Here is a 24181-nt window from a genome sequence, read left to right on the forward strand (position 1 = left end):
ATCGGGCCGACCAATACCTTATCCTATTTGGCGGCTTTCAGCGCCTGCTCGACATCCGCGAGCAGATCGTCCGTATCTTCAAGCCCGACCGACAGCCTCAGCGTGCCCGGTCCGATGCCGAGTTCGGCGCGGGCCTCGTCGCTCAGATTCTTGTGCGTCGTCGTCGCCGGATGGGTGATCAGGCTCTTGGCGTCACCAAGATTGTTGGAGATCAGCACGATGTCGAGAGCGTTCTGGAAGGCGAAGGCCGCTTGCTTTCCGCCCTTGACGTCGAGGCAGATCAGCGTCGAGCCGCCCGTCATCTGCTTCTTGACGACGGCCGCCTGCGGGTGATCGGCACGGCCGGGATAGATGACGCGGGCTATCTCAGGCCGCTCCGCGAGGAAATCCGCGATCTTGCCGGCACTTTCCGTCTGCTGGCGCACGCGCAGCGGCAGCGTCTCCAGGCCCTTGAGCAGCGTCCAGGCATTGAACGGCGACAGGCTGGGTCCGGTATGGCGGAAATAGTCGTGCAAATTCTCGTCGATCCACTTCTTGTCTGAGAGGATGACGCCGCCCAGGCATCGCCCCTGGCCGTCAATATGCTTGGTCGCCGAATAGACGACGATGTGGGCGCCGAGCTGCAAAGGCCTCTGCTGCAAGGGGGTGGCAAAGACGTTGTCGACGATCAGCCGCGCCCCGATCGAATTGGCAAGCGTTGCGACGGCGGCGATGTCGACCACTTCCAGCGTTGGATTGGTCGGGCTTTCCAGGAACAACAGCTTGGTGTTTGGCCTGACCGCCTTTTCCCAATTGGCGATGTCGGTGCCGTCGACCAGCGTCGCCTCGATGCCGTATTTCGGCGCCAGCGTCTCGACCACCCAGCGGCAGGAGCCGAACAGCGCGCGCGCCGCCACGATATGGTCACCGGCCCTGGCACTGCACAGAAGTGCGGCGGTCACCGCCGCCATGCCTGATGCGGTGGCGCGTGCGTCTTCCGCGCCTTCCAGCGCGCACATGCGTTTTTCGAACATGTCGACCGTGGGATTGGCGTAGCGCGAATAGATGAAGCCCGGTTCCTCGCCCTTGAAGCGGGCTTCCGCCGCCTGTGCCGTCTCGTAGACGTAGCCCTGGGTGAGGTACATCGCCTCGGATGTTTCGCCGAAGCCGGAACGCAGCGTCCCGCCATGCACGAGTGCGGTTTGAGGCTTCCAGTTACGCTTCTTGGTGCTCATCGCTTTTGTTCCAGACACAAAAAAACCGGCCGCGAAAGTCGCAACCGGTCCATACGGCCTTGCGGCCCGACGGTCCTTTAGCGACTTGTTTAACGTGGCTGCAAGCCGACCGGCCAAATCACCACGGGATAACGACCCTTTAGACCCGCGCCGCGCTTGCGTCAATTGCCGGCTTGATTAAGAGGTTTGTACCAGCGGCCCTTGGAGCAGCCTTTGCGGCAGACAGGCATTCTTCCCGATCACGACATTTCCGCGCTGTTCCAGTCCGGCGCGCTGAAGGCGCCTGCGCTTGATGCCGATCAGATCCAGCCGGCCAGCCTCGACCTCAGGCTCGGCGACAAGGCCTGGCGCGTGCGCGCCTCCTTCCTGCCAGGTCCGAACCATAAGGTCGCCGAAAAGCTCGACCGGCTGAAGCTGCACGAGATCAATCTGGCGGAGGGCGCCGTGCTCGAAACCGGCTGCGTCTACATCGTGCCGCTGCTCGAAAGCCTGGCGCTGCCTGAAAACATTTCGGCTTCGGCCAACCCGAAGAGCTCGACCGGGCGGCTCGACATCTTCACCCGCGTGATGACCGATCGCGGCCACGAGTTCGACAAGATCGCCGCCGGCTACACCGGGCCGCTCTATCTGGAGGTCAGCCCGCGCACCTTCCCGATCGTGGTCCGCACCGGCTCACGGCTGTCGCAGATCCGGTTCCGCACCGGCAACGCGCTTCTGTCGGAACGCGAGCTTAGCGAACTGCACCGTGCCGAGACGCTGGTCGCCACCGAGCCGCCGAACATTTCCGGCGGCGGTATCGCCCTGTCGATTGACCTCGATGGCGACAAGGACGGTCTGGTTGGCTACCGCGGCAAGCATCACACCGGGCTGGTCGATGTCGACAAGCGCGCCGCGCAGGATGTCGTCGACTTCTGGGAGCCGCTCTACAAGAGCGGCGCCGGCGAGCTGGTGCTCGATCCGGACGAATTCTATATCCTGGTCAGCCAGGAAGCGGTGCACGTCCCGCCGCTCTACGCCGCCGAGATGACGCCCTTCGATCCCCTGGTCGGCGAATTCCGCGTCCACTATGCCGGCTTCTTCGATCCGGGTTTCGGCCATTCCGCGGCCGGCGGCACCGGCAGCCGGGCGGTGCTCGAAGTGCGCAGCCATGAAGTGCCGTTCATCCTCGATCACGGCCAGATCGTCGGCCGCCTGGTCTACGAGCACATGCTGAAGCGGCCGCAGGCGCTCTACGGCACCGATCTCGGCTCGAACTACCAGGCGCAGGGCCTGAAACTGTCCAAGCATTTCCGCGCCGCGCGCTGATCGGTTCCGCCAGTCTCACATTGTGCCAGTCTTGTATTGTGCTTGCCTCACACCGTGCTTGCCTGACCGGGCGCACCATGCTTGGCTATGCCGACCTTCAAATGAGCAACCGCAAGGGGAACAAAAAAATGCGGATTTCGAGATGGATCATATCGGCAGCGGCTGCTGCCATGCTGGTGGCTGGCCCTGGTTTCTCGTTGGCACAGGCACAGGAAAAACTGAAGATCGGCACCGAGGGTGCCTATCCGCCGTTCAACACCATCACCGCCGACGGCAAGCTGGTCGGCTTCGACATCGACATCGCCGATGCGCTTTGCGCTCAGATGAAGGTCGAATGCGAGCTCGTCACCTGGGACGGCATGATTCCGGCGCTCCAGGCCAAGAAGTTCGACGCCATCGTCGCCTCGATGAGCATCACCGAGGAGCGCAAGAAGCAGGTCTCCTTCACCAACAAATATTATACGACGCCGCTTTCGCTGGTGGCGCTGAACGACACGGAGATCGCTTCGACCGAAGCTGAGGCGCTTGCCGGCAAGACGGTGGGGGCGCAGGCCTCCACGACCCAGGCCGACTATGCCCAGAATGTCTATGGCAAGGCCGGCGCCGAGGCGAAGCTCTATCCGACCCAGGAAGAGGCGATCACCGACCTCATGAACGGCCGTCTCGATGCCGTCCTCTCGGACAAGTTCGTGCTGATGGACTGGATGAAGAAGGCCAGCGACGGCTGCTGCAAGATGGTCGGCGACGTCAAGGGCACCGAGACGCAAGCCGGCATTGCCGTGCGCAAGGAGGACAATGCGCTGCGCGAAAAGCTCAACGCGGCCATAGACGCCATCGTCGCCGACGGTACCTACAAGAAGATCCAGGCCAAATATTTCGACTTCGATATTTATTGAGGGTCAGCTTCGCCGGTCAGCCGCGAAAGAGATACTCTTTCGCGGCGCCCAAGCAGCCATGAAATTGGCCGATAAAGAGCAGTTCACGTACAGCGAAACGCTTCCTGCCCCAAAACCTTTCGGTCTGTTTCTCCTCGTCGAGCGCCACGTTTGAGCCGCGCTTCAAGGGGAACAACTGCTTGTCGAGGCAACCGAGGATATGGGCTCTGGCCGAGTCGATACCGCAAGCTCTGCCATTGTCGTTCAGCCTGTCGCTGCGAAGCGCTGATGTCATGCGATCCGTGTTGCGCATCAGAAAGCCCACCTGCGCTTTCGAAAAGCCGGTTGCCAGAAGACGGCTTGTCATCGCCGAGCGGGCTTCACGGTAGGATTTCGGGCTGCACTGGCCAGCGCTAAAGACCACTGAGGGCTGGGTCAGGAGCAGAGCAAGGCCCGCGAACACAATGACAAGCTGCCTCAAAGCGCCTTCACCGCCACCTTCACCGGCTTCTCGATTTCGAGCGGATTGCGCAGCGGCAGGCCGAAATCCCCGGCCTCGATCTCGAAGACGTCGCCGGCCTGCGTCCGGATGCCGTCGGCAAACGACAGCGTCGCCGTGCCGAACATGTGCACATGCACGTCGCCCGGCTGGCGGAAGGCCGAATATTTGAAATGGTGGTGCTCGAGATTGGCGATGGTGTGCGACATGTTCGCTTCGCCCGACAGGAACGGCTTTTCCCAAAGCAGCTTGCCGTCGCGCAGGATGCGCGAGGAGCCCTTGATGTCGGACGGCAGGTCGCCGATCAGGATCTCCGGTCCGAACGAGGCGTTGCGCAGCTTGGAATGCGCGAGGAACAGATAGTTCACGCGCTCGGTGACATGGTCTGAAAACTCGTTCGACAGCGTGAAGCCGACGCGGAACGGCGCGCCATCATCGCCGATGACGTAGATGCCGGCGATTTCCGGCTCCTCGCCGGCGTCCTGCGCGAATGCGGGCGACATCAGTGCCGCGCCCGGCGCCACCGCCATCGTGCCATTGCCCTTGTAGAACCATTCCGGCTGCACGCCCATCTGGCCCTTGGCCGGCTTGCCGCCTTCCAGCCCCATGCGGAACATCTTCATGGAATCGGTGAGCTGCTCCTCACCATCGGTGTTGAGCTTCTTGTGCATGGAATCGCGGGTCGCCGCGGAGCCGAGATGTGTCAAGCCCGTGCCGGTGAGATGGAGATGCGCGGGATCGGGATGGTTGATCGGCGATACCAGCCGCCCCTTCTTATAGATGGCATCGAGATCGACCGTCTCGCCGTAGCCCTTGCGTTCGATGAGCGCTTCGAGGCCAGTGCCGGTGCGGGCGGCCTCCATCGCCAGCGAATAGACGCTGCGGGCGCCGTTGATGATCCGGGTCTTGCCGCCGTTGCGGGCAACGACACGGATCGTCTCGGCGTCGTCGAGTATCTGGGAGATCAGCATGATGTACCCTCTCTAGAATTGCCTTGGCGGCCTGCCGGTGTGGCAAACCCTTCCAAGCGCGACCCGGACCAGGTCCGCGCCACGGGTGAAATTCTTCGTCCGGATTGCGCTCGCTGGCCTGGTCTCTCAGGAGACTTCTTCGCACCGGCCTCTTGCCGGCAGCCGCGATGTGACCCGTATGGTTTCCTCGTCCGGCCAGGTTGTTCCCGGCTCAACCCTTGTTCTTGTTGTAGACGTCGAAGACCACGGCGCCGAGCAGCACCAGGCCCTTCACAACCTGCTGCCAGTCGACATTGACGCCCATGATCGACATGCCGTTGTTCATCACGCCCATGATGAACCCGCCGACCACCGCGCCGATGACCTGGCCGACGCCGCCCATGGCCGAAGCGCCGCCGATGAACACGGCGGCGATGACGTCGAGCTCACTACCAAGGCCGGCCGCCGGCACCGCCTGCCCCAGCCGCGCCGCGATGATCAGGCCGCCAAGCGCCGACAGCACGCCCATATTGATGAACACCATCAGGGTCAGCCGTTCGGTCTTGATGCCCGAGAGCTGCGCCGCCTTGGCGTTGCCGCCCATCGCGTAGATGCGGCGGCCGATCGTCATCCTTTTGGTGACGAAGACGAACAGCGCAATCAGCACACCCATCACCATGAGGACGATCGGCAGGCCTCTATAGGTGGCGAATTGGTAGACCAGAAACAGCGCCAGCGCGCTGGTCACCAAGGTCTTGATTACGAACAGCGTGAAGGGTTCGGCCTCATAGCCATGCCGCTCGCGGCTGCGCCGTGCCCGGAGCCCGAAATAGGCATAGGCGAGCACGGCGGCGAGGCCGATCACGATCGTCGTCATGTGCAGCGTCAGGCCGCTGCCGAACACCGTCTTGCCGGCGGCGTTCACCGTCGGGGGGATCAGCGTCAATGGGCCGATCACGTCGGGAATGAAGCCGGAACTGAGCGCCTTGAAGCCGTCCGGAAGCGGCCCCACGGAAGACCCGCCACCCAGCAGCGCCTGGCAGATGCCGCGGAAGATCAGCATCCCCGCCAGCGTGACGATGAAGCTCGGTATTCGGTGATAGGCGATCCAGTAGCCTTGCGCCGCGCCGATCGCGCCACCCACGATCAGACAGATGATCGACACCACCAGCGGATTGCTCAAGGGGCCGAGCGGCCAGATGACCATCATCATCGCCGCCAGCGCGCCGATGAAGCCGGCGACGGAGCCGACGCTGAGATCGATATGGCCGGAGACGATCACCAGGAGCATGCCCAACGCCATCACGATGATGAAGCTGTTTTGCTGCACCAGATTGCTCAGGTTGACCGGCTTGAACAACGTTCCGGACGTCGTGAACTGGAAGAACACCATGATGGCGATCAGCGCCAGGATCAGGCCGTATTCGCGCAGATTGGTGACCAGCGCCGAGACGGCAACGCGAGGTGTCTGTTGCAGGTCTTGGGCGACGCCGCTCTGCGGCCCGGGAGCGCTTTCGGTGCTCATGATGCTCTTCCTTCTCCACGGACGATGGCGCGCATGATTTTTTCCTGGCTTGCGTCGCTTGCTGCCATTTCTCCCACGATGCGTCCTTCGTTCATGACGTAGATGCGGTCGGTGATGCCGAGCAGTTCAGGCATTTCCGACGAAATGACGATGATAGCCCTGCCTTCGGAGGCGAGACGAGCGATGATCGTATAGATTTCATATTTGGCGCCGACGTCGATGCCGCGCGTCGGCTCGTCGAGGATCAGCACTTCCGGATTGGCGAACAGCCACTTCGACAGCACCACCTTCTGCTGGTTGCCGCCCGACAGGTTGCCCGTCATCTGGTAGACGCTGGACGAGCGGATGTTGGTCTTGGCCTTGTATTCATTGGCAACGGCGAGTTCGCGCAAATCGTCGATCACGCTGTGACGCGACACACCGCCCAGATTGGCCAGCGTGATGTTGTGCTTGATATGATCGATCAGGTTGAGGCCGTAGGTCTTGCGGTCCTCGGTGACGTAGGCGATGCCGTGTTCCACCGCCTTGCTCACCGAGGAGACATCGATCGGCTTGCCCTTGAGCAGCACCTCGCCGCTGATGCGGCGGCCGTAGGAGCGGCCGAACAGGCTCATGGCGAATTCGGTGCGCCCGGCGCCCATCAGCCCGGCGATGCCAACCACTTCGCCCTTGCGGACATTGATGTCGATGCCCTTGATCACTTGCCGCTCGGCATGGATCGGGTGATAGACCGACCAGTTCTTCACCTGGAGCACGATCTCGCCGATGTCCGGCTCGCGCGGCGGATAGCGGTCGTCGAGCGAGCGGCCGACCATCGAGGTGATGATGCGGTCTTCCGAAATGTCTTTCTTGGCAAGTGTTTCGATCGTCCGCCCGTCACGGATGATGGTGACCTTGTCGGCGACCCGGTTGACCTCGTTGAGCTTGTGCGAGATCAGGATCGAGGTGATGCCTTGCCGCTTGAATTCGAGCAACAGATCGAGCAGCGCCTGGCTGTCCTTTTCGGACAGGCTCGCCGTCGGCTCGTCGAGGATCAGCAGCTTCACTTCCTTGCTCAGCGCCTTGGCGATCTCCACCAGCTGCTGCTTGCCGACGCCGATATTGGTGATCAGCGTCTTGGGGTCCTCCTTGAGGCCCACCTTCTTGAGCAGGGCGCTGGTGCGTGTCTCGTTGGCATCCCAGTCGATGACACCGTACCTGGCGTGCTCGTTGCCAAGGAAAATGTTTTCCGTGATCGACAGCATCGGCACCAGCGCAAGCTCCTGGTGGATGATGACGATGCCCTTGTGTTCGCTGTCGTGGATGCCTTTGAAATGGCATTCCTCGCCCCGGTAGACGATCGCGCCGTCATAGGTGCCGGACGCATAAACGCCCGACAGCACCTTCATCAGCGTCGACTTGCCGGCGCCGTTCTCCCCGACCACGGCGTGGATCTCGCCCTCTTCGACGCTGAGATTGACGTTGGACAGCGCCTTCACGCCGGGGAACGTCTTGGTGATGTCGCGCATCTCCAAAATCGTCGAGGTCATCAGGAATTAAGCTCCTCCGAGATCGGCAAACATACCGGGCTCGCTGGTGAACGAAAAGGGGCCCTGCGTTGCGCAGGACCCCAGACTTTGCAACCGGGATTACTTCAGTTCGTCGGCCTTGATGTAGCCGGAGTCGACCACCAGCGCCTGGTAGTTCGACTTGTCGACATCATGCGGCGTCAACAGGATCGAGGGAACGACCTTGACGTCGTTGTTGTAGGTCGTGGTGTCGAGGCCGTCCGGCTTGCCGCCCGTGAGCACCTTGTCGACGAGTTCGACGGTGGCCTTGGCGAGTTCCCGGGTGTCCTTGAACACGGTCGAATACTGCTCGCCGGCGATGATCGCCTTGACCGAGGCGGTCTCGGCGTCCTGGCCGGTCACGATGGGCCACGGCTGGTCGGCGGTGCCGTAGCCGACAGCGCGCAACGAGGCGATGATGCCGCGCGACAGGCCGTCATAGGGCGAGAGAACACCGTCGACGCGGCTGCCGTCCGAGTAGTTGGCGGAGAGCAGATTGTCCATGCGGGCCTGGGCGGTGGCGGCCAGCCAGCGCAGCGTGCCGACCTTGTCCATGCCCATCTGGCCGGACTTCACGACCAGCGTCTTGTCGTCGATCAGCGGCTGCAGCACCGACATGGCGCCGTTGTAGAAGAAGAAGGCGTTGTTGTCGTCCGGCGAACCACCGAACAGTTCGACGTTCCAGGGCTTGGTGTTCGGGAAGCGCTCCTTGAGGCCTTTGACCAGGGAATTCGCCTGGATGACACCGACGCCGAAATTGTCGAAGGTGGTGTAGTAGTCGACATTCGGGGTCTTCTTGATCAGACGGTCATAGGCGACGACGACGACGCCGGCGTCAGCGGCCTTCTGCAGCGCGTCCGACATGGTGGTGCCGTCGATCGAGGCGATGATCAGCGCCTTCGGGCCCTTGGTGATTTCGTTTTCCAGCTGGCTGAGCTGGTTCGGGATGTCGTCCTGCGCGTATTGCAGGTCGACGGTGTAGCCGAGCGCCTCGAGCTGGGACTTGACGGCGTCGCCGTCATTGATCCACCGCTGCGAGGTCTTGGTCGGCATCAGCACGCCGACCAGGCCTTCGCCTGCCTGCGCAGGCAGCGTCATGGCCGCGATGCCAAGTGCCGCCACGGCGGCCAGTGTCTTGATGATTTTCACAGTAACTCTCCCTGGTTGATGGACGCGATACCTCGGGGCTTCGCGGGCCGCGCAGTCGAGCAGAAGCGCGAGCGCCGCTGTCGTCTATCGATCTCCGGTATCCTCCCAATCGGCCCCGGTACGCTTGTTTCAATCGATACGATTTTCCTCGTCATCGACAGACACGTCTCGGGACGCGCGGAGGGTGTGTCCCTTTGACATAACTGTCAAATGCGATCTCTGATGGTTGATATATCGAAACTGGTATGTGAATGAAGCAGTCCGAAACCTAGGCGGGAGCTGGCGAAGATCATGGCGGCATTGCGGAATCCCCAGGGAGTTTCAAGCGGTTACGACGACGTTCCGGGCGACGGCGAAACCTTGTTGCGCAGCGGTTTGAGCCTGCGCCACATGCGCATGATCGCCGCGCTCGACGATCACGGCCGGGTGAGTGCCGCGGCCCAGGTGATGAACATCTCGCAGCCCGCCGCCTCGCGCATGATCGCCGAGATGGAAGCGGTGCTCGACGTCAAGCTGTGCGAAAGGCTGCCGCGCGGCATTACGCTGACGCCCTACGGCAAGGCATTGGCGAGGCGCGCGCGTTCGATCCTGCTAGAAATGCGCGAGGTCGACCGCGAGATCTCAGAGCTCAAGGCCGGCAAGGGCGGCTCGGTGTTCCTTGGCGCGGTGACGGCGCCGGCCATCGAACTGGCCGTGCCGGCGATCCGCGAAATCCGCCGCATCTATCCGCGCATCGAGATCACCATGCAGGTCGAGACCTCCAATGTGCTGGCGCGCGAGCTGATCGCCACGCGTCACGATTTCATCATCGCGCGCATCCCCGAGGACCTCAATCCGCGGCTGTTCGAGTCGCGCGTCATCGGCGTCGAAAAGGCCTGCCTGATCGTGCGCCGCGGCCACCCGCTGAGCAAGGGCAAGGCGGTGCGCTTGGAAGAGACCGCCGCCTATGACTGGGTTTTCCAGTCGGGCGGCTCGCCGCTGCGCCAGGCGATGGAGAGCAATTTCCTGAACCGCAACATCGCCTTGCCGGACCGCATCCTCAACACCAGCTCGCTGTTGCTCACCCTGGTCATGGTCGCCCAGTCCGACGCGATCGCGCCGGTGTCGATCCAGGTGGCGAAATTCATCCAGAACCCCGACGGGCTCTCCGGCGCCATCGACGTCGTCCAGACCGAGTTCGATATCGAGGTCAGGCCCTACAGCCTGATCACCGTGAAGAACCGCGTCCTGTCGCCGGCCGCCAAGATGCTGCACGACTTTATTTTGCGGGAGGTGGGGTGACAGCAGACGGCTTGTACCCGGGCCGGCGGGTCGCCTTGAGCGGCGACATTGCGATAAAGAAACTCTTGCTCTGTAACTTTGGCCCTTTTTCAAACGTAGCATCTGAAGGAGGTACTTCAGATGGTAATGCTAAGTTGGCTTGGCGTGCTGTTCATCCTCATCGGTGTCAAGTACGCCATGGCCCCACTTCCACCGATGACCGAGAACGATCCGGCCCGAAGGCAAACTGGCGCGCTCGAGCCAAAGCACAGGATAGGACCGGCGCAGTCCTGGCGCGCGCTTTGCTTTTTCGTGCTCGGCACAGGGACATTGATCCTGGGGTTTTTTGACGTGTGGGAACCAGCAGCAGGCTGAAAAAGCGGCCCTTTGGGTGGAGTGGGTAGCGGGAATCGAACCCGCGCGTTCAGCTTGGGAAGCTGTCCTTTCGCTTCAAGTCCAATGACTTGGCTGCAAAACGGGCGAAAGCCACCTTTGGAAATCAATGGGTTACCGAGTGAAGTCGGACCTTGGAATACTGAAGGCGTCAAACCCCTTCGAGGATGACGATCGTCGGCCGGTCAGGCAGGGACTTCAGCGAAACCGACAGCGACCGGCTGGAGCGGAATTCCACGGCGAAATCGTCGCCCATCCTGCCCGTGAATTCGCCGATCGGGGTCGCATGGCGATGCATCGGCAGGATCATCGAGGAATAGAGCCGCGTGGTGATTTCGGTCATCCGGTCGAGCGACAGCGTCATGCCGCCGTCGATAGGCACCATCAGGATGTCGAGCCGGCCGATGGCGCCGTAATGCGCGTCCTCCAGCCGGTGGTGCAGATGGCCGAGATGGCCGATGCAGAGTCCCGCCACTTCGAAGATGAAGATGGAATTGCCGTCCTTGCCGAGATCGCCGCCATTGCGGATATCCGTCGGCACGTTGCGGATGTAGACATCGTCCACGACAAGGGCGTGGTGCGCCGGACCGCCGTCCGGATTCCAGCCGCGCAGCACATATTCGATGGCGGGATCCGGATGGTCCGAATAATGGGTGCGGTGGGCCTTGTTCATGGTCACCACGCGCGGCAGCGGGTCAGCGCCGTAGACGCCGGAAAAATCGGTGGCGATCCTGACGCCGGCGGGCGTCTCGATGATGTAGGTCGAATGGCCGGCATAGGTGATCGTGACGTCGCCGTCGACGAAGGCCTGGGCCAGCAGGGACGTCTGCCCCTTTGGCGCCGTGAAGCTGGCATAGGTGGCCGACGGCAGCGCTTGCGCGATCGCAACGCATCGCGACGGCGGCGGCTCCTCCTGGGCCGAAGCGGCGAGCGGCCAGAAAGCCAGGGACAGCAGAGCGGCTGCGGATAGGCGGAGCATGGCTGTCTCCCGTGGCAGGACTGGCGCGCTCATGCACGATAGCGCCAGCGATTATGATGGCTATCGGCGGGACGGTCACGTTTTCGCGAGCGCTGGAGGGGCTGACTGTCAATTATCGCCAAGGCGCGGCGGATCGGAGTACCGCCTGGCCGGCGCCTATGTGGCCCGAGCTGGAGCGGGTAGCGGGAATCGAACCCGCGCGTTCAGCTTGGGAAGCTGACAAGCTACCATTACATCATACCCGCGCACAGCCTCGTTACCACGCAAGCCGGCATTCGGGCAATCGTTATGCGCACGCTTGTGCCTTGCCAGCCGCCCACTGTTACTTCGCCGTGGCGAGGGCGTTGTTCGCGGCAAAGTTCGGCCAGTATTTCGAAATTGCCAGCGTGGCCCCAATTGTCGAGAAATGCCCATAATCAAAATAGAGAAACTGGCCTGCGTCGGCGAAGGAACAGCGTCCCGCGCTGCACAGGAATTTCAGCGGATCGATGAAAGTGGCGCCTTTGGTGAATGCGCGCACACGGTCGTTGATGCCGGGATCCATGGCCATTGGCCAGGATGTATCATCCAGATTTCTGCGCTTTGCGAAGAACGCGATTTTCCGGACGTCGGCTATGAACTCCGGAGACTGGCCGATGACGAACACCCGCACGCCCAGGCCATGAAGCGTATCGACCGTTTGCTGGAGACCGTCGAAACGTCTCGCCGCGTAGTCGGTCCACCGGCCGCTGAGTATGACCGTCCGGATACCGGCATCCCCAATGATTTTCAGGGCCCGCTGATTGAATCGCGTGCAATTTGGACGTGCATAGGAGAAATAGGAGAGAATCGGCGGACAGCCCGCATAAGTGTATTCCACGACATTGGCTTGAATCTGATTTGCGTTGGCGTCCAGGCCTGAAACATAGTGGGCGGCGAACGAGTCTCCCCACAACAAGACATTCGTCTTGAAACCGTGGGTGCGTGTGCAATCCCCGAGGTTCCAGTTCTCTATCTGGCTGGAGCCCTCGTTGAAACAGGTGCCATTGCGCCAGTCGCCGACAGGAATCCGCTGTTGGGCATAGTCCGGAAACCGTTGCGGAAAACCGTTGCCCAGTGCCCCGGCCGCGCCGCCAGCACAAAGCAGAGCGATCGCGCCCGCTGAAAAGGCGAAGATGGGCAATGGGGCGGTAAAGGTCCTTTTCTGCCGAAACGGCTGCTCGACATATTTCCAGGAGAATGCGGCCAGCGCGAAGCTTGCAACCGTCATCACAACGATCATCGACGGGTCGAGTTTTTGCAGTGAAAGATAGTGAGCGAACGAATTGATTGGCCAGTGAACGAGATACAGCGAATACGAGATGAGACCGATCCAGACCAGCGGCCGGGTTTCGAGTATACGGGTAACGATCGTCGACGGGGTAGCCTGGCCAGCGTAGATAAGCAGCGCTGTTCCAAGGCACGGATACAAGGCGTTGTAACCCGGGAACGGATCACTCTCCGAAACCGTCAGGAATCCGATGGCGAGAAGGCCAACCCCTGCCAGGCCGGCCAGTTCCATGACAAGCCGGTTGCCCACGGCCGGGGGCCGTTTCAGCATGAGCACGGCGCCCAGCATAAGTTCCCAGATACGTGTCGGCAGCAGGTAGAAGCCCGCGGTCGGCGCCATCGATGTCGCCATGATCGCCAGCACGAAGCTGCCAAGAATGATCGGCAGGAGTATCGCCAGCCAGCGCTTCCCGAAATAGCGATAGATCAGCAACATAAGGATCGGAGCGAAGATATAGTATTGCTCCTCGACCGAAAGCGACCACGTATGCAGCATTGGTCGCAGTTGGGCATCAATGGAGAAGTAATTCGTCGTTTTCCAGAAATAGATGTTCGACCAGAACGTCGATGCCGCTATGACGCTGAGACTGAATTCATGCAGATCTGACGGCAGGAGAATGAACAGCGCCGCTATGCATGTGAGAAGTGTGACAAAGACCAGAGCTGGCAGAATGCGCCGGGCGCGACGCCAGTAGAAGCTGACGATCGAAAACTGGCCGCGTTCAAGGTCGTCCAGAAGGCTTCCGCTGATCAGATAGCCGGATATGACGAAGAAGATATCGACGCCGGTAAAACCGCCGGGAATTGCCGTGATTCCGAAGTGGAAGAGTACGACCGGCAGGACTGCAACAGCCCGAAGGCCATCGATATCGCGCCTGTACTTCATATCCACTCGCTGTGTTGGCTGACCACGGCGAGACAGTGCAGTCCGTCCATAACAGGGCGATACGAGTGAGTCTGGCTGATCGATATCAACTGGGTACCCTCCGTGACTTGATTTTGCTGCACTGCAACATAGGTGTCAAGACTGGCGAGCAGGCAATCATGCAGCCGCCGTTCGGGCAGTCGTAAAGCGGTCTGGGTTCTGCGACTGGCTTGATAGAGGGTCGACAAGTGCGTATTTCTGGGCTTGCACCGAATCGGTGCAAGCCATTCTGGAGACGGGCCTTGTCCGCATTGAACCGTTTTCTCGGCGATACGCCGCTCCGGGTGCTCCTGAAGCTGCTGGTGGTGTCGTTTCTCGTTGGCCTCGTCATGAACGCCTTCGGCTGGTCGCCGATGGATGTGCTCTACGGCATCCGCAAATTCTTCCTCGATCTGTGGAACCTGGGTTTCCGCGCCGTCGACCGTTTCCTCGGCTATATATTGCTAGGCGCGGCGATCGTCGTCCCGGCCTTCATCCTGCTTAGGATCGCCAACTACCGAAAATGAACTTTCAGGCAAAGCCTGAAGCCACCTCGAACAGGATGGCGTGGCGCGCGGCAAGTGTCGCCACATCCGTCGCATAGCCACCGCCAATGACGCCGCACACGGGGATATCGAGCGTCCGGAAATGGCGGATCACCATGTCGTCGCGGGCGCGCAGGCCCTCGTTCGACAGCGACAGCCTGCCCAGCCGGTCCTCGGCATGGACATCGACCCCGGCATTGTAGAAGACAATATCCCAGCGCGCCTTGGCGGACAATTCCGGCAGAAGGCTATTCAGCCGTTCGAGATAGGCCGCATCGCCGGTGCCGTCGGGCAGGGCGACATCGAGGTGGGAGGCGATCTTGCGCACCGGATAGTTGCGCTCGCCATGCATGGAAAAGGTGAATGCGCCGGGCTCGTCGCCCAGAATGTCAGCCGTGCCGTCACCTTGATGCACGTCGAGATCGACGATCAGGATGTTTTGGGCGGCACCTTCGGCAAGCAGTACCAGCGAGGCGACGGCGACATCGTTGAAGGTGCAGAAGCCGGCGCCTTGCGCACGCCGCGCGTGATGACTGCCGCCGGCGGTGTTGCAGGCGATGCCGTTCAGCAATGCCAGCCGCGCCGCCAGCACCGTGCCGCCGGTTGCGAGCTGTGCCCTCAGCGAAACGCGCGGTCCGACCGGAAAGCCGATCTCGCGCTCGATTTTTGCAGGCACTTCGCAGGCCAGCACTTGGTCGACATAGGGGGCGGCATGGGCAAGCTTCAGCCATGACCCCGGCGCTGCGTCCGGCACGTTGAGCGCGGCAGGCTCGGCCAGTCCGCGCGCGCTCAGGGCTTCCATCAGCAGCGGATATTTGCCCATCGGGAACCGGTGGTTGACGGCGAAGCCGGCGTCATAGTCGGGGTGATGGACGATCTGCAGCGGCATGATGTAAGGCGGCCTGCGCCAGCTCTGGAATTCGGTTGGCCGCCGTTCGTTCACGATTGCGCGGCATCGCGAAACTGGGGCACATCGGCTGTTCGATCAAGCGGCAATCAGCAAGGCAGCAATCCTTGGACAAAGGTGCCAACCAAGCCACCGTCAGGACTTTCGTCGTCACCAATCGCTCGGTGCTCGCTATCGCGGTGCCGATGACGCTTGCCTATCTGACGACGCCGCTGCTCGGCATCGTCGACACGGCGGTGATCGGCCAGTTCGGTGACGCCGCCCTTCTCGGTGGCCTGGCGGCGGGTGCGCTGATCTTCGATGTCGTCTTCACCACCTTCAATTTCCTGCGCTCCGGCACCACAGGCCTCGTCGCCCAGGCTTTCGGGCGCGGCGACGAACTGGAAGAGCAGGCAGTGTTCTGGCGCGCGGTGCTGATTGCGATCGTCGCCGGCATCGTGTTTGCCGTGCTCGCGCCATTGGTTGCCATTGCCGGGCAATGGTTCATGGCCGCCGACCCGCGCGTCAGCGAGGCGATGGGCCTCTACATCAGGATCAGATTACTCGCCGCGCCCTTCTCGCTGATCAACTACGCCATCCTCGGCTATGTGCTGGGCCGCGGCGAGGGCGGGCTTGGCTTGATGCTGCAACTGGTGCTCAACGGCATCAACATCGCGCTCTGCATTCTGCTTGGCCTGGAGCTGGGCTGGGGCGTTGCCGGCGTCGCCTGGGCGACCGTCACCGGCGAATTCGTCGCCATGCTGCTTGGTCTCGCGATCGTCATCAGGCGCTTCCGCGCAGCCCCGGCTTTGCCGCGTCATCGTCTGCTCGACATGTCTGCCTTCCTGCGCATGCTGTCGCTCAACCGCGACATCATGATCCGCTCGTTCTCGCTGCTCGCCGCTTTCGCGCTGTTCACCCGCCAGGGCGCGCAATTTGGCACGGTGATGCTGGCCGCCAACGCCGTGCTGATGAATTTCTTCCTCATCGCGGGCTATTTCCTCGATGGCTTTGCCACGGCCGCCGAGCAGCTCGCCGGCCGCGCCATCGGCGCGCGCGCGGCCACGCCGTTCCGCCAGGCCGTCAAGCTGACCCTGTTCTGGGGCTTCGGACTGGCAGGCGCCGCGACCTTGATCCTTTTGCTGGGTGGAGCCGATCTCGTCGCGCTGATCACGACTTCTGAAGATGTTCGCGCCGTTGCCGACATCTATCTGCCCTGGGCCGCCTTCACCGCGCTGAGTGGCGTGCTGGCGTTCCAGATGGACGGCGTCTTCATCGGCGCGACCTGGTCGCGCGACATGCGCAACATGATGCTCTTGTCCTTCCTCGTCTTCAGCGCCGCGCTGCTCATCCTGGCGCCGGCCTTCGGCAATCACGGCCTCTGGGCGGCGCTGCATGTCTTCCTGCTGGTGCGAGGCTTCAGCCTGCTCGCCATTCTACGGCTGCGGGTGCGGACCGCGTTTTAGGCGATCTTCTCGGCGTCATCGGATGCGCTTGCACTTCGGGGCGATTTCGTTACGTTTTCCGGTAGCCTGATCCACCAATTTGTTCAGGAGGAGGAAGCTTGTGCGAGGCTACCTGCCATATGTCTGGGGTGCGGCGCTGGGACTGCTCGTTGCGTTCATTCTTTCCGCAATTTTCGGAGTCGGCGGAACGCCTCAGTTATTTCTTTTTGGATTGTTGCCTGCCATCGGCGGCACCGTCTGCGAGCGGATCCTCAGTCGCCATTGACACTACGCTTCTTTACGCAGTTTTAGAGTTGCTTCGACGCCCAGAAGTCGAGCCGGTTGTCGCGTAGATCGCGGATGGATTTGAGCTGCTCTTTTTCCACGAAACGGATCATTCCCGAAAGAATGCGGCCCGGCAGCGCAGGCCCGGCATAGATCATGCCGGTGTAGAGCTGGACGAGATCGGCGCCTGCGCGGATCTTTTCCAGTGCCGTCTCTGTGGTGGAGACGCCGCCGACGCCGATGATGGTGCGGTCCGGCCCGAGCAGTTTGCGCATCTTTGCCAGCACGATGGTCGAGCGTTCGAACAAGGGTTTCCCCGAGAGCCCGCCGGTCTCGCCGGCAACACCGGTGCTGCGCAGGCTCGGTCTCGAAATGGTGGTGTTGGAGACGATGACGCCGTCTATCTGCTTCTCGGTGACCTCGGCGGCGATGTCCTCCAGCTCGGCCTCGACCAGATCCGGCGCGATCTTGAGGAAGACGGGCGGCTGCACTGCTGCTGCCGAGCGCGCCGCGATGATGCGGGACAAAAGCTCGCCGAGCTGCTCGCGCGCTTGCATATTGCGCAGGCCAGGTGTGTTCGGCGAGGAGATGTTGACGGTCAGATAGCTGGCGTAAGGCGCAAACCTGGTGACGCCGCGCTCATAATCGCTGACGCGGTCGGCGCTGTCCTTGTTGGCGCCGATGTTGACGCCGACGATGCCGGCGCGGCCCCTGCGGGCGGCAAGGCGCCGCTCGGCCGCCTCGTGACCCTCATTGTTGAAGCCCAACCGGTTGATCACCGCTTCGTCCGCTGTCAGCCGGAAAATGCGCGGCTTCGGATTGCCCACCTGCGGCAGCGGCGTGACGGTACCGACCTCGGCGAAGCCGAAACCGAGGCCAAGGAGCGCGTCCGGCACCTCGGCATTCTTGTCATAGCCGGCGGCCATGCCGAGCGGATTGGGAAAATCGATGCCGCAAAGGCTGACCTTCAGCCTGGCGTCGCGCACAGGGCGGCCGCCAACCGGCAGGCCGCATTTCAGCGCCGCTATCGAAAGCCCATGCGCGGCTTCCGGATCGAATCCGAACAGCAGCTTCTGGCCGACGCGGTCGAACAGGCTCATTCGCCCTCCAGTGCCGGGAACTCGTGCAGACCGTCGGCGCCGAGCGGCAGCGGCCGCACCCAGACGACGGCCTTGATGTCGAGCGGACTGTAGAGATGCGGGAACAGCGCGCCACCGCGCGAGACCTCGTATCTCAGCGCTTCACCCAGGCGAGACGCGTCGATGGCAATCAGCAGCAGCCCGGTCTGGCCGGCAAAGTGCTTTGCCGCCGTTTCCCTGGCCTGCCCGGCGGTGGAAAAATGTATGAAGCCGTCGGCGAGATCGATCGGCGCGCCGGGGAAGCTATCGTTTCTTTCGGCCTCTCGCCAAAGCGCTTCCGGCACTATCTTGTAGATAATCTGAGACATGGTTGCGCTATAGTCTGAACAGATCAGGCGGGGAAGTGTGCTTCTTCCCCATTTCCGGCGCAAACATGTGATAGGTTTGCGCCAATTGGTCCATGGAGGACAATATGCGTCTGCAGCACGTCTTGATCCCGGCAGCTCTCGTCTCGCTCGTCGCGGCATCGGCCTTTTCCGAGGAAACCGATCGCTACAAGCTGGAAAAGTCGGCCAATGGCTATGTCCGTATGGACACACAGACCGGCGCGATGTCGATCTGCGAGGAACGCACCGGCCAGCTCGTCTGCAAGGTGGCCGCCGATGAACGCGCCGCCTTCCAGGACGAGATCGACCGGCTGCAAGGCTCGGTGAAGGCGCTGGACGAGCGCGTGGCCAAGCTCGAGAATTCGCTGTCAGCCCGCCTCGAATCGCAGCCGCCCAGCGAGGAGGATTTCAACAAGACGATGAGCTATATGGAGCGTTTCCTGCGCGGCTTCATGGGCATCGTCAAGGATATGGACAAGGACAATGGCGACGACGGCGCCAAGCTCAATTCGCAAAAGACCTGAACGCAGTTAGTTCGGGGAAAAGTCCGCACGGGGTCTTTGCCGCTTGAAAACAGCTGACATCACCGCATAATTGTTCGACTGGTCCCGAAAAAGCGCAAAATCATCGATGGGATTCGGGGAGGAACATTTGCCGTCGGGCTACACGTTCGTCATCGCCGACGATCATCCGCTGTTCCGCGGCGCCCTTCGGGAGGCGCTGGCCGGCATCGGCAATGTCGCCGCCATTCACGAGGCCGGCGATTTCGAAAGCGCCAAGGCGCTGGTCGTGGCCAATGAGGACGTCGATCTGGTGCTGCTCGACCTGTCGATGCCGGGTGCCAGCGGCCTTTCCGGCCTGATCTCGCTGCGCGGTATCCATCCGGCGGTGCCATTGGTGGTGGTGTCGGCGCATGACGACCCGGTGACGATCCGCCGTGCGCTCGATCTCGGCGCCTCGGGCTTCATCTCCAAATCGGCCAGCATGGAGGAGATCCGCGGCGCCGTGCAGTCGGTGTTGGCCGGCGATATCGCGGCTCCCGTCGGCATCGATCTCGGCGTCGAGCGCGATCCCGAGATCTCCGACCTGATCAAGCGCCTGCAGGCGCTGACGCCGCAGCAGACGCGCGTGCTCGGTATGCTGGCCGAAGGGCTGCTCAACAAGCAGATCGCCTACGTACTCGGCGTCTCGGAAGCAACGATCAAGGCGCATGTCTCGGCGATCCTGCAGAAGCTTGGCGTCGACAGCCGCACCCAGGCGGTGATCCAGCTCTCCAAGATCGGCAGCGACCCGCTGCAGGCGGCTGATTGACCGGCTAACTCTTACTCTGCCGCTGGCGCCAGCGGCCTGACCCTGGCCATCATCGAACGCAGCACCGCCGGTTTCAGCGGCTTGTTGACCACCGGCACGTCCAGCCTGGCGGCGGCGGTGCGAACCTCGCTGGAGCGGTCGGCGGTGACCAGCACAGCGGGCATGTCCCCGCCATGGATCGCGCGCAGTCTCGCGACCACATCGAGGCCGGTCCTGCCGTCGAGATGGTAGTCGGCAAGCACGATGTCGGGCCGTCGCAGCCCCGATCCCTCGAAATCCTCCGAGCCGGAAAAAAGGTCGACGTCGCAGCCCCAGCCTTCGAGCAGCAGCCGCATACCATCGAGGATGCGGGCGTCATTGTCGATGCAGAACACATGGAGCCCGGCAAGGGAAGCCGCGCCCCGGATTGGCGCCTTGGCCTCGACGGCGGGGCGCGGCGCCTCGACCTCCGCGACCGGCAGGATGACGGAAAAGCGCGTGCCCTTGCCCGGATTGGAGTAGATCCGGATTTCGAGGCGCAGAACGCGGGCGATGCGGTCGACGATCGAGAGGCCGAGACCCAGGCCTTCGGCCTCGCGCATGCCTTCGTCGAGCCGGGTGAATTCATGGAAGACCGTGTTCAATTTGTCGCCTGCGATGCCGATGCCGGTATCGATCACCTGGATCTCGGCCAATTCGCCGCGCCGCCTGACACCGACCAGTATGCGGCCATGGCGCGTATATTTGATGGCGTTGGACACCAGGTTCTGGATCAGGCGGCGCAACAGATTGCGGTCCGTCACCACGCCGAGCGACGACGGCATGATCGTCAGGTCGAGCTTTTTCTCCGCCGCCAGCGGCCGGAAGTCGTTGCCGATCTGTCTGAGCAAGCCATCCAGGCTGAAGGCGGTATCCTCTGGTTTCATCGCGCCGGCGTCGAGGCGGGAAATGTCGAGAACCGCACCGAGGATGGTCTCGACCGACTCCAGCGAGGATTCGATGTTGATCGCGGCCTTGCCGGCGCGGCCCTTCCCTGCCTTTTCGATCAGCGAAGAGCAATAGAGTCTGGCGGCGTTGAGCGGCTGCAGGATATCGTGGCCGGCGGCTGCAAGAAAGCGCGTCTTGCCGAGATTGGCCTCCTCGGCCAGCATCTGCGCCTGTGCCAGTTCCTCGTTGACGCGGGTCAGTTCGACGGTGCGGTCCTTGACACGCTGTTCGAGCGATTCATTGGCGCGTTTGAGCGCCAGATCCTGCTCGACGCGTCCGGAAATGTCGGCATAGGTGGCGACGATGCCGCCGTCGGGCATCGGATTGGAACGCAATTCGAGGATGCGGCCGCTGGTCTTCAGCTCCATCTGCCACGGACTGACGAAACTGGTCAGGCGGTTGAGCATCGCCACCCGCTGGTCCGCCGGAATGTCGCCCCGTTGGGCGAGGTGGTGCAATATGCGGTCGAGCGAGACACCGACCTGGCCCATCTCGTCGGGCAGGTCGAACAGCGCCCGGTACTGGCGGTTCCAGCAGATCAGCCGGAAATCCCGGTCGAAGACGGTGATGCCCTGTTCCATCTGGTCGAGCGCGATCTGCAACAGGTCGCGATTGTGCTGCAGCGCTTCGGTGGCGTCGTCGAGCAGGCGGAAGGCATCCTTGGATTCGCGGTCGTTGCGGCGCAAAAGCAGCGACAGGATCAACCGCGCCGAAGACGAGCCGACGGCGCTCGCCAACAATTGCTCCGAGAAGCGGATGACATCCATGCTCGCCTGCTCGTTGCCGTGCAGGGAGGTGCCGCTGCTCGTTTCGAACGACTGGAAGGAGCGTTCGGTGCGTTCGACGCCGAGATAGCGTGCAATCGTGTCCTTGAGGTCGTTGACGGTGACGGTGGTGCGGAAGCGGCGCAGGCTGGGCATCGGACCGGCATCGCGCGGCACGAAGATCGCCGCCTGGATGCGTTCCAGTGGCACCGACGCGCGCGACAGCGAGCCGAGCACGAAAAACAGCGTATTGATCGACAGGCTCCACAAGACGCCGTGGTTCAGCGGCTCGGCGACGGTGCCGAACAGCGCCTGCGGCCGCAACGCTTCGAAACCGAGCAGGCCATGGACGACGATGCCGGTATCGGGCTCGGCAAGCGAGGGGAGCAGCAGCGTGTAGCTCCAGACGACGATGCCGGCGACCATGCCGAGTGCGGCGCCCCTGCCGTTGGCGCGGCGCCAGATCAGTCCGCCAATAAAGGCAGGCGCAAACTGCGCGATCGCCGCAAACGACATCAGGCCGATGGAGGAGAGCCGCGCGCTGTCGGTGCTCTCGCGATAGTAGAGAAAGGCGATGAACAGCATGATGAAGATCGCCGCCCGCCGCACGTTGAGGATGAGCGTCGACCAGTCCTCGTTCTCGGAAGTCGTAGTCCTGAGCAGGCGGCGCACGAACAGCGGGATGACGAGGTCGTTGGAGATCATGATCGACAGCGCCACGCTTTCGACGATCACCATCGCGGTCGCCGCCGACAGGCCGCCGATGAAGGCCGCCATGGCCAGCACATCGTGGCCGTTGAGCAGCGGCAGCGACAACACGTAGAGATCGCTGCTGGTCCGGCTGCCGACCAGCGACAGGCCGGCCAGCGCGATCGGCAGCACGAACAGGTTGATCGCCACCAGATAAAGCGGAAACACCCATGTCGCGGTGCGCAGCTCGGCCTCGCTGCGGTTCTCGACGATGGTGACATAGAACTGGCGCGGCAGCATGATGATGGCGAAGCCGCTGAGGCATGTCAGCACCAGCCAGGTGGCGAGCGAGGTGTTGTAGCTCATCGCATGACGCACCTGTTCATTCTGCGCGAGCTTGTCGATCATATCGCCGGGGCCGCCAAAGATCAGGAAGGTCACCATCAGGCCGATCGCCAGGAAGGCGGCAAGCTTGACCACGGTTTCGACCGCTACCGCCAGCACCAGACCGTCCTGATGCTCGGTGGCGTCGGCGTGGCGGGTGCCGAAGAGCACAGCAAACAGCGCCAGGAGCATGGCGACGACCAGCGAGATGTCGCTGACGAAAGGATCGAAGGACGGCGGCGAGCCGGTATAGTGCTCGACCATCAGGCTGACCGAGCCGGAAATCGCCTTCAGTTGCAGCGCGATATAAGGCACCGCGCCGATCGTCGCGATCAGCGTGGCGATCGCGGCGACCGCAAAGCTCTTGCCGTAGCGGGCGCCGAGGAAATCGGCGATCGAGGTGATCTTCTCGGTCTTGGCCAGCCTGACGATGCGTTGCAGCAGCGGAAAGCCGAACACGAAGACCAGCACCGGACCGGTATAGATGCCGAGGAATTCGAGGCCGCGTTCGGAGGAAAGGCCGACCGAGCCGAAAAACGTCCAGGATGTGCAGTAGATCGCTAGGCTGAGCGCATAGATGAAGGGCCGGGCCCGGTCGGGCCTGGACATCGTCGAGCGCCGGTCGCCAAGGCTGGCGATGGCGAAGAGCAACGTCACATAGGCGATCGCGATGATGACGATGAACCAGCCCTGCACGGCTTGAGAATCCTCCCTTGCCGGTTCTCCTCCGGCCTATCGAGAGGCAATCACAGCTTGAGGGGCAAGTCCATCACCGCTTTCGGTGCATGATATCTGCGGCTTCGAGCGAAACCTGGCCGGTGGAAACCGGTCTTTTGCCTATGTTGCAACCGCAGGTTTTTGTTATGGTGCCCGCAGGTCGGCGCCGGTCGGATCGGGTGAAGGTGGCAGTTCGGCCGATCATGGCAAGGAGGGTCGAATGCTGAAGGAATTCCAGGAGTTCATTTCCCGGGGCAATGTGATGGACTTGGCCGTCGGCGTCATCATCGGCGCTGCTTTCGGCAAGATCGTCGATTCGCTGGTCAACGACATCATCATGCCGATCCTCGGCGCCATTTTGGGCGGTCTGGACTTCAACAACTATTTCTTCGGCCTCTCCTCTGCTGTCAACGCGACGTCGCTGGCTGATGCCAAGAAGCAGGGCGCCGTCTTCGCTTATGGAAGCTTCATCACCGTGGTGCTGAACTTTATCATCCTCGCCTTCATCATCTTCCTGATGGTCAAGGCGGTGAACAATCTGCGCAGGCGGCTGGAGAAGGAGAAGCCAGCTACCCCGGCCGCACCGCCGGCCGATGTCGCCCTGCTCACCGAAATTCGCGATCTGCTCGCCAGGAAATAGCGCCGGGCGGATTTCTGGACCAAAAACCTGGCCGCCTGCGGCCGGGGTTTTCTGTTTTCGGCTGCCGCAAAACGCATTAGAGCGACGTGCGTCCATTTGGACGCACAAAGTACGCTCTGACACTCGAATCTACGCATCGTGCTTTCCGAAAATCGGTTCCGATTTTCGGGCCGAT

Annotated in this window: 22 protein-coding genes, 1 tRNA gene and 1 riboswitch; of the genes, 10 read left to right on the forward strand and 13 right to left on the reverse strand. The window is 62.2% G+C overall.

Translation table 11 applies throughout. The features are described 5' to 3' along the window. Positions 1-23 precede the first annotated feature (23 nt). Positions 24-1214, reverse strand: coding sequence for an O-succinylhomoserine sulfhydrylase (locus tag CN311_RS08470; protein ID WP_097572871.1), 1191 nt, complete (start codon positions 1212-1214; stop codon positions 24-26). Positions 1215-1271: 57 nt separating this feature from the next. Beyond that, positions 1272-1349, reverse strand: a riboswitch (SAM riboswitch). 78 nt (positions 1350-1427) lie between these two features. Here CN311_RS08470 and CN311_RS08475 point away from each other — a divergent pair. Then, positions 1428-2519, forward strand: a complete 1092-nt coding sequence (locus CN311_RS08475) for a 2'-deoxycytidine 5'-triphosphate deaminase (protein WP_097572924.1) — start codon at positions 1428-1430, stop codon at positions 2517-2519. A gap of 128 nt (positions 2520-2647) precedes the next feature. Next, positions 2648-3415 (forward strand): ABC transporter substrate-binding protein, encoded by a 768-nt coding sequence (locus CN311_RS08480; RefSeq protein ID WP_097572925.1) that lies wholly within the window; start codon positions 2648-2650, stop codon positions 3413-3415. Between the two features lie 16 nt (positions 3416-3431). On the opposite strand, the gene CN311_RS08485 is transcribed toward CN311_RS08480, so the two are convergent. The 5 genes from CN311_RS08485 to chvE all read right to left on the reverse strand — a co-directional run bounded on the left by CN311_RS08485 (position 3432) and on the right by chvE (position 9064). Continuing rightward, positions 3432-3875 carry a hypothetical protein gene (locus CN311_RS08485; RefSeq protein WP_133117156.1) on the reverse strand — a complete coding sequence of 148 codons (444 nt, stop codon included), beginning with the start codon at positions 3873-3875 and terminating at the stop codon, positions 3432-3434. Further along, entirely contained in the window at positions 3872-4864 is a 993-nt protein-coding gene (gene araD1 / locus CN311_RS08490; RefSeq protein WP_097572873.1) for an AraD1 family protein, read from the reverse strand. Before araD1 ends, CN311_RS08485 begins: the two co-directional genes overlap by 4 nt. Positions 4865-5075: 211 nt before the next feature. After that, complete coding sequence (gene mmsB, locus CN311_RS08495; protein ID WP_097572874.1) at positions 5076-6368, reverse strand: multiple monosaccharide ABC transporter permease; 1293 nt, start codon at positions 6366-6368, stop codon at positions 5076-5078. Next, a complete protein-coding gene (mmsA, locus tag CN311_RS08500) occupies positions 6365-7897 on the reverse strand; it encodes a multiple monosaccharide ABC transporter ATP-binding protein (RefSeq protein ID WP_097572875.1) in 1533 nt (510 codons plus the stop codon). Before mmsA ends, mmsB begins: the two co-directional genes overlap by 4 nt. A gap of 99 nt (positions 7898-7996) precedes the next feature. Beyond that, positions 7997-9064, reverse strand: coding sequence for a multiple monosaccharide ABC transporter substrate-binding protein (chvE, locus tag CN311_RS08505; RefSeq protein ID WP_097572876.1), 1068 nt, complete (start codon positions 9062-9064; stop codon positions 7997-7999). Between the two features lie 291 nt (positions 9065-9355). On the opposite strand from chvE, the gene CN311_RS08515 reads away from it, so the two are divergent. Next, on the forward strand, positions 9356-10345 hold the full coding sequence (locus tag CN311_RS08515) for a LysR family transcriptional regulator (RefSeq protein WP_097572878.1): 990 nt from the start codon (positions 9356-9358) through the stop codon (positions 10343-10345). Between the two features lie 144 nt (positions 10346-10489). Continuing rightward, positions 10490-10699 carry a hypothetical protein gene (locus CN311_RS32925; RefSeq protein ID WP_208866461.1) on the forward strand — a complete coding sequence of 70 codons (210 nt, stop codon included), beginning with the start codon at positions 10490-10492 and terminating at the stop codon, positions 10697-10699. Positions 10700-10868: 169 nt separating this feature from the next. Here the strand turns inward: CN311_RS32925 and CN311_RS08525 are convergent, their stop codons facing one another. The 3 genes from CN311_RS08525 to CN311_RS08535 form a co-directional block, all read right to left on the reverse strand. Continuing rightward, positions 10869-11696: an MBL fold metallo-hydrolase gene (locus CN311_RS08525; protein WP_097572926.1), complete on the reverse strand. Its 828-nt coding sequence runs from the start codon at positions 11694-11696 to the stop codon at positions 10869-10871. Between the two features lie 171 nt (positions 11697-11867). After that, positions 11868-11941 (reverse strand) — tRNA-Gly (locus tag CN311_RS08530). Between the two features lie 77 nt (positions 11942-12018). Further along, positions 12019-13890, reverse strand: coding sequence for an acyltransferase family protein (locus tag CN311_RS08535; RefSeq protein ID WP_097572880.1), 1872 nt, complete (start codon positions 13888-13890; stop codon positions 12019-12021). 281 nt (positions 13891-14171) lie between these two features. Here CN311_RS08535 and CN311_RS08540 point away from each other — a divergent pair, with 281 nt between their 5' ends. Next, on the forward strand, positions 14172-14435 hold the full coding sequence (locus CN311_RS08540) for a DUF6460 domain-containing protein (protein ID WP_097572881.1): 264 nt from the start codon (positions 14172-14174) through the stop codon (positions 14433-14435). 4 nt (positions 14436-14439) lie between these two features. Here the strand turns inward: CN311_RS08540 and CN311_RS08545 are convergent, their stop codons facing one another. Continuing rightward, a complete protein-coding gene (locus CN311_RS08545) occupies positions 14440-15342 on the reverse strand; it encodes a histone deacetylase family protein (RefSeq protein WP_097572927.1) in 903 nt (300 codons plus the stop codon). Positions 15343-15467: 125 nt separating this feature from the next. On the opposite strand from CN311_RS08545, the gene CN311_RS08550 reads away from it, so the two are divergent. After that, a complete protein-coding gene (locus tag CN311_RS08550) occupies positions 15468-16805 on the forward strand; it encodes an MATE family efflux transporter (RefSeq protein WP_097572928.1) in 1338 nt (445 codons plus the stop codon). Between the two features lie 100 nt (positions 16806-16905). Beyond that, positions 16906-17070, forward strand: a complete 165-nt coding sequence (locus CN311_RS32510) for a hypothetical protein (protein ID WP_165779637.1) — start codon at positions 16906-16908, stop codon at positions 17068-17070. A gap of 22 nt (positions 17071-17092) precedes the next feature. Here CN311_RS32510 and CN311_RS08560 read toward each other — a convergent pair whose 3' ends face one another. After that, a complete protein-coding gene (locus tag CN311_RS08560; protein ID WP_097572883.1) occupies positions 17093-18169 on the reverse strand; it encodes a quinone-dependent dihydroorotate dehydrogenase in 1077 nt (358 codons plus the stop codon). After that, a complete protein-coding gene (locus CN311_RS08565; RefSeq protein WP_097572884.1) occupies positions 18166-18516 on the reverse strand; it encodes a DUF952 domain-containing protein in 351 nt (116 codons plus the stop codon). Before CN311_RS08565 ends, CN311_RS08560 begins: the two co-directional genes overlap by 4 nt. Before the next feature lie 104 nt (positions 18517-18620). Here CN311_RS08565 and CN311_RS08570 point away from each other — a divergent pair, with 104 nt between their 5' ends. Together CN311_RS08570 and CN311_RS08575 are read left to right on the forward strand one after the other, a co-directional pair. Next, complete coding sequence (locus tag CN311_RS08570; RefSeq protein ID WP_097572929.1) at positions 18621-19058, forward strand: hypothetical protein; 438 nt, start codon at positions 18621-18623, stop codon at positions 19056-19058. Between the two features lie 127 nt (positions 19059-19185). Further along, the gene (locus tag CN311_RS08575) at positions 19186-19845 is read left to right on the forward strand and encodes a response regulator transcription factor (RefSeq protein ID WP_097572930.1); all 660 of its coding nucleotides are present in this window, start codon (positions 19186-19188) and stop codon (positions 19843-19845) included. Positions 19846-19856: 11 nt separating this feature from the next. On the opposite strand, the gene CN311_RS08580 is transcribed toward CN311_RS08575, so the two are convergent. Continuing rightward, positions 19857-23345, reverse strand: coding sequence for a PAS domain-containing hybrid sensor histidine kinase/response regulator (locus CN311_RS08580; protein WP_097572885.1), 3489 nt, complete (start codon positions 23343-23345; stop codon positions 19857-19859). Between the two features lie 241 nt (positions 23346-23586). Between CN311_RS08580 and mscL the strand changes: the two genes are divergently transcribed. Continuing rightward, positions 23587-24006, forward strand: coding sequence for a large conductance mechanosensitive channel protein MscL (gene mscL / locus CN311_RS08585; RefSeq protein WP_097572931.1), 420 nt, complete (start codon positions 23587-23589; stop codon positions 24004-24006). Positions 24007-24181: the final 175 nt, after the last annotated feature.

Origin of the sequence: Mesorhizobium sanjuanii (genome assembly GCF_002529485.1) — a bacterium.
Lineage (GTDB): Bacteria > Pseudomonadota > Alphaproteobacteria > Rhizobiales > Rhizobiaceae > Mesorhizobium > Mesorhizobium sanjuanii.

Coding starts and splice junctions, on each gene's coding strand:
- CN311_RS08570 (WP_097572929.1), top strand. CDS start 18,621: ATGCGTCTGCAGCACGTCTTGATCCCGGCAGCTCTCGTCTCGCTCGTC.
- CN311_RS08525 (WP_097572926.1), bottom strand. CDS start 11,696: ATGCTCCGCCTATCCGCAGCCGCTCTGCTGTCCCTGGCTTTCTGGCCG.
- mscL (WP_097572931.1), top strand. CDS start 23,587: ATGCTGAAGGAATTCCAGGAGTTCATTTCCCGGGGCAATGTGATGGAC.
- CN311_RS08535 (WP_097572880.1), bottom strand. CDS start 13,890: ATGAAGTACAGGCGCGATATCGATGGCCTTCGGGCTGTTGCAGTCCTG.
- CN311_RS08470 (WP_097572871.1), bottom strand. CDS start 1,214: ATGAGCACCAAGAAGCGTAACTGGAAGCCTCAAACCGCACTCGTGCAT.
- araD1 (WP_097572873.1), bottom strand. CDS start 4,864: ATGCTGATCTCCCAGATACTCGACGACGCCGAGACGATCCGTGTCGTT.
- CN311_RS08480 (WP_097572925.1), top strand. CDS start 2,648: ATGCGGATTTCGAGATGGATCATATCGGCAGCGGCTGCTGCCATGCTG.
- CN311_RS08565 (WP_097572884.1), bottom strand. CDS start 18,516: ATGTCTCAGATTATCTACAAGATAGTGCCGGAAGCGCTTTGGCGAGAG.
- CN311_RS08515 (WP_097572878.1), top strand. CDS start 9,356: ATGGCGGCATTGCGGAATCCCCAGGGAGTTTCAAGCGGTTACGACGAC.
- mmsB (WP_097572874.1), bottom strand. CDS start 6,368: ATGAGCACCGAAAGCGCTCCCGGGCCGCAGAGCGGCGTCGCCCAAGAC.
- CN311_RS08545 (WP_097572927.1), bottom strand. CDS start 15,342: ATGCCGCTGCAGATCGTCCATCACCCCGACTATGACGCCGGCTTCGCC.
- mmsA (WP_097572875.1), bottom strand. CDS start 7,897: ATGACCTCGACGATTTTGGAGATGCGCGACATCACCAAGACGTTCCCC.
- CN311_RS08560 (WP_097572883.1), bottom strand. CDS start 18,169: ATGAGCCTGTTCGACCGCGTCGGCCAGAAGCTGCTGTTCGGATTCGAT.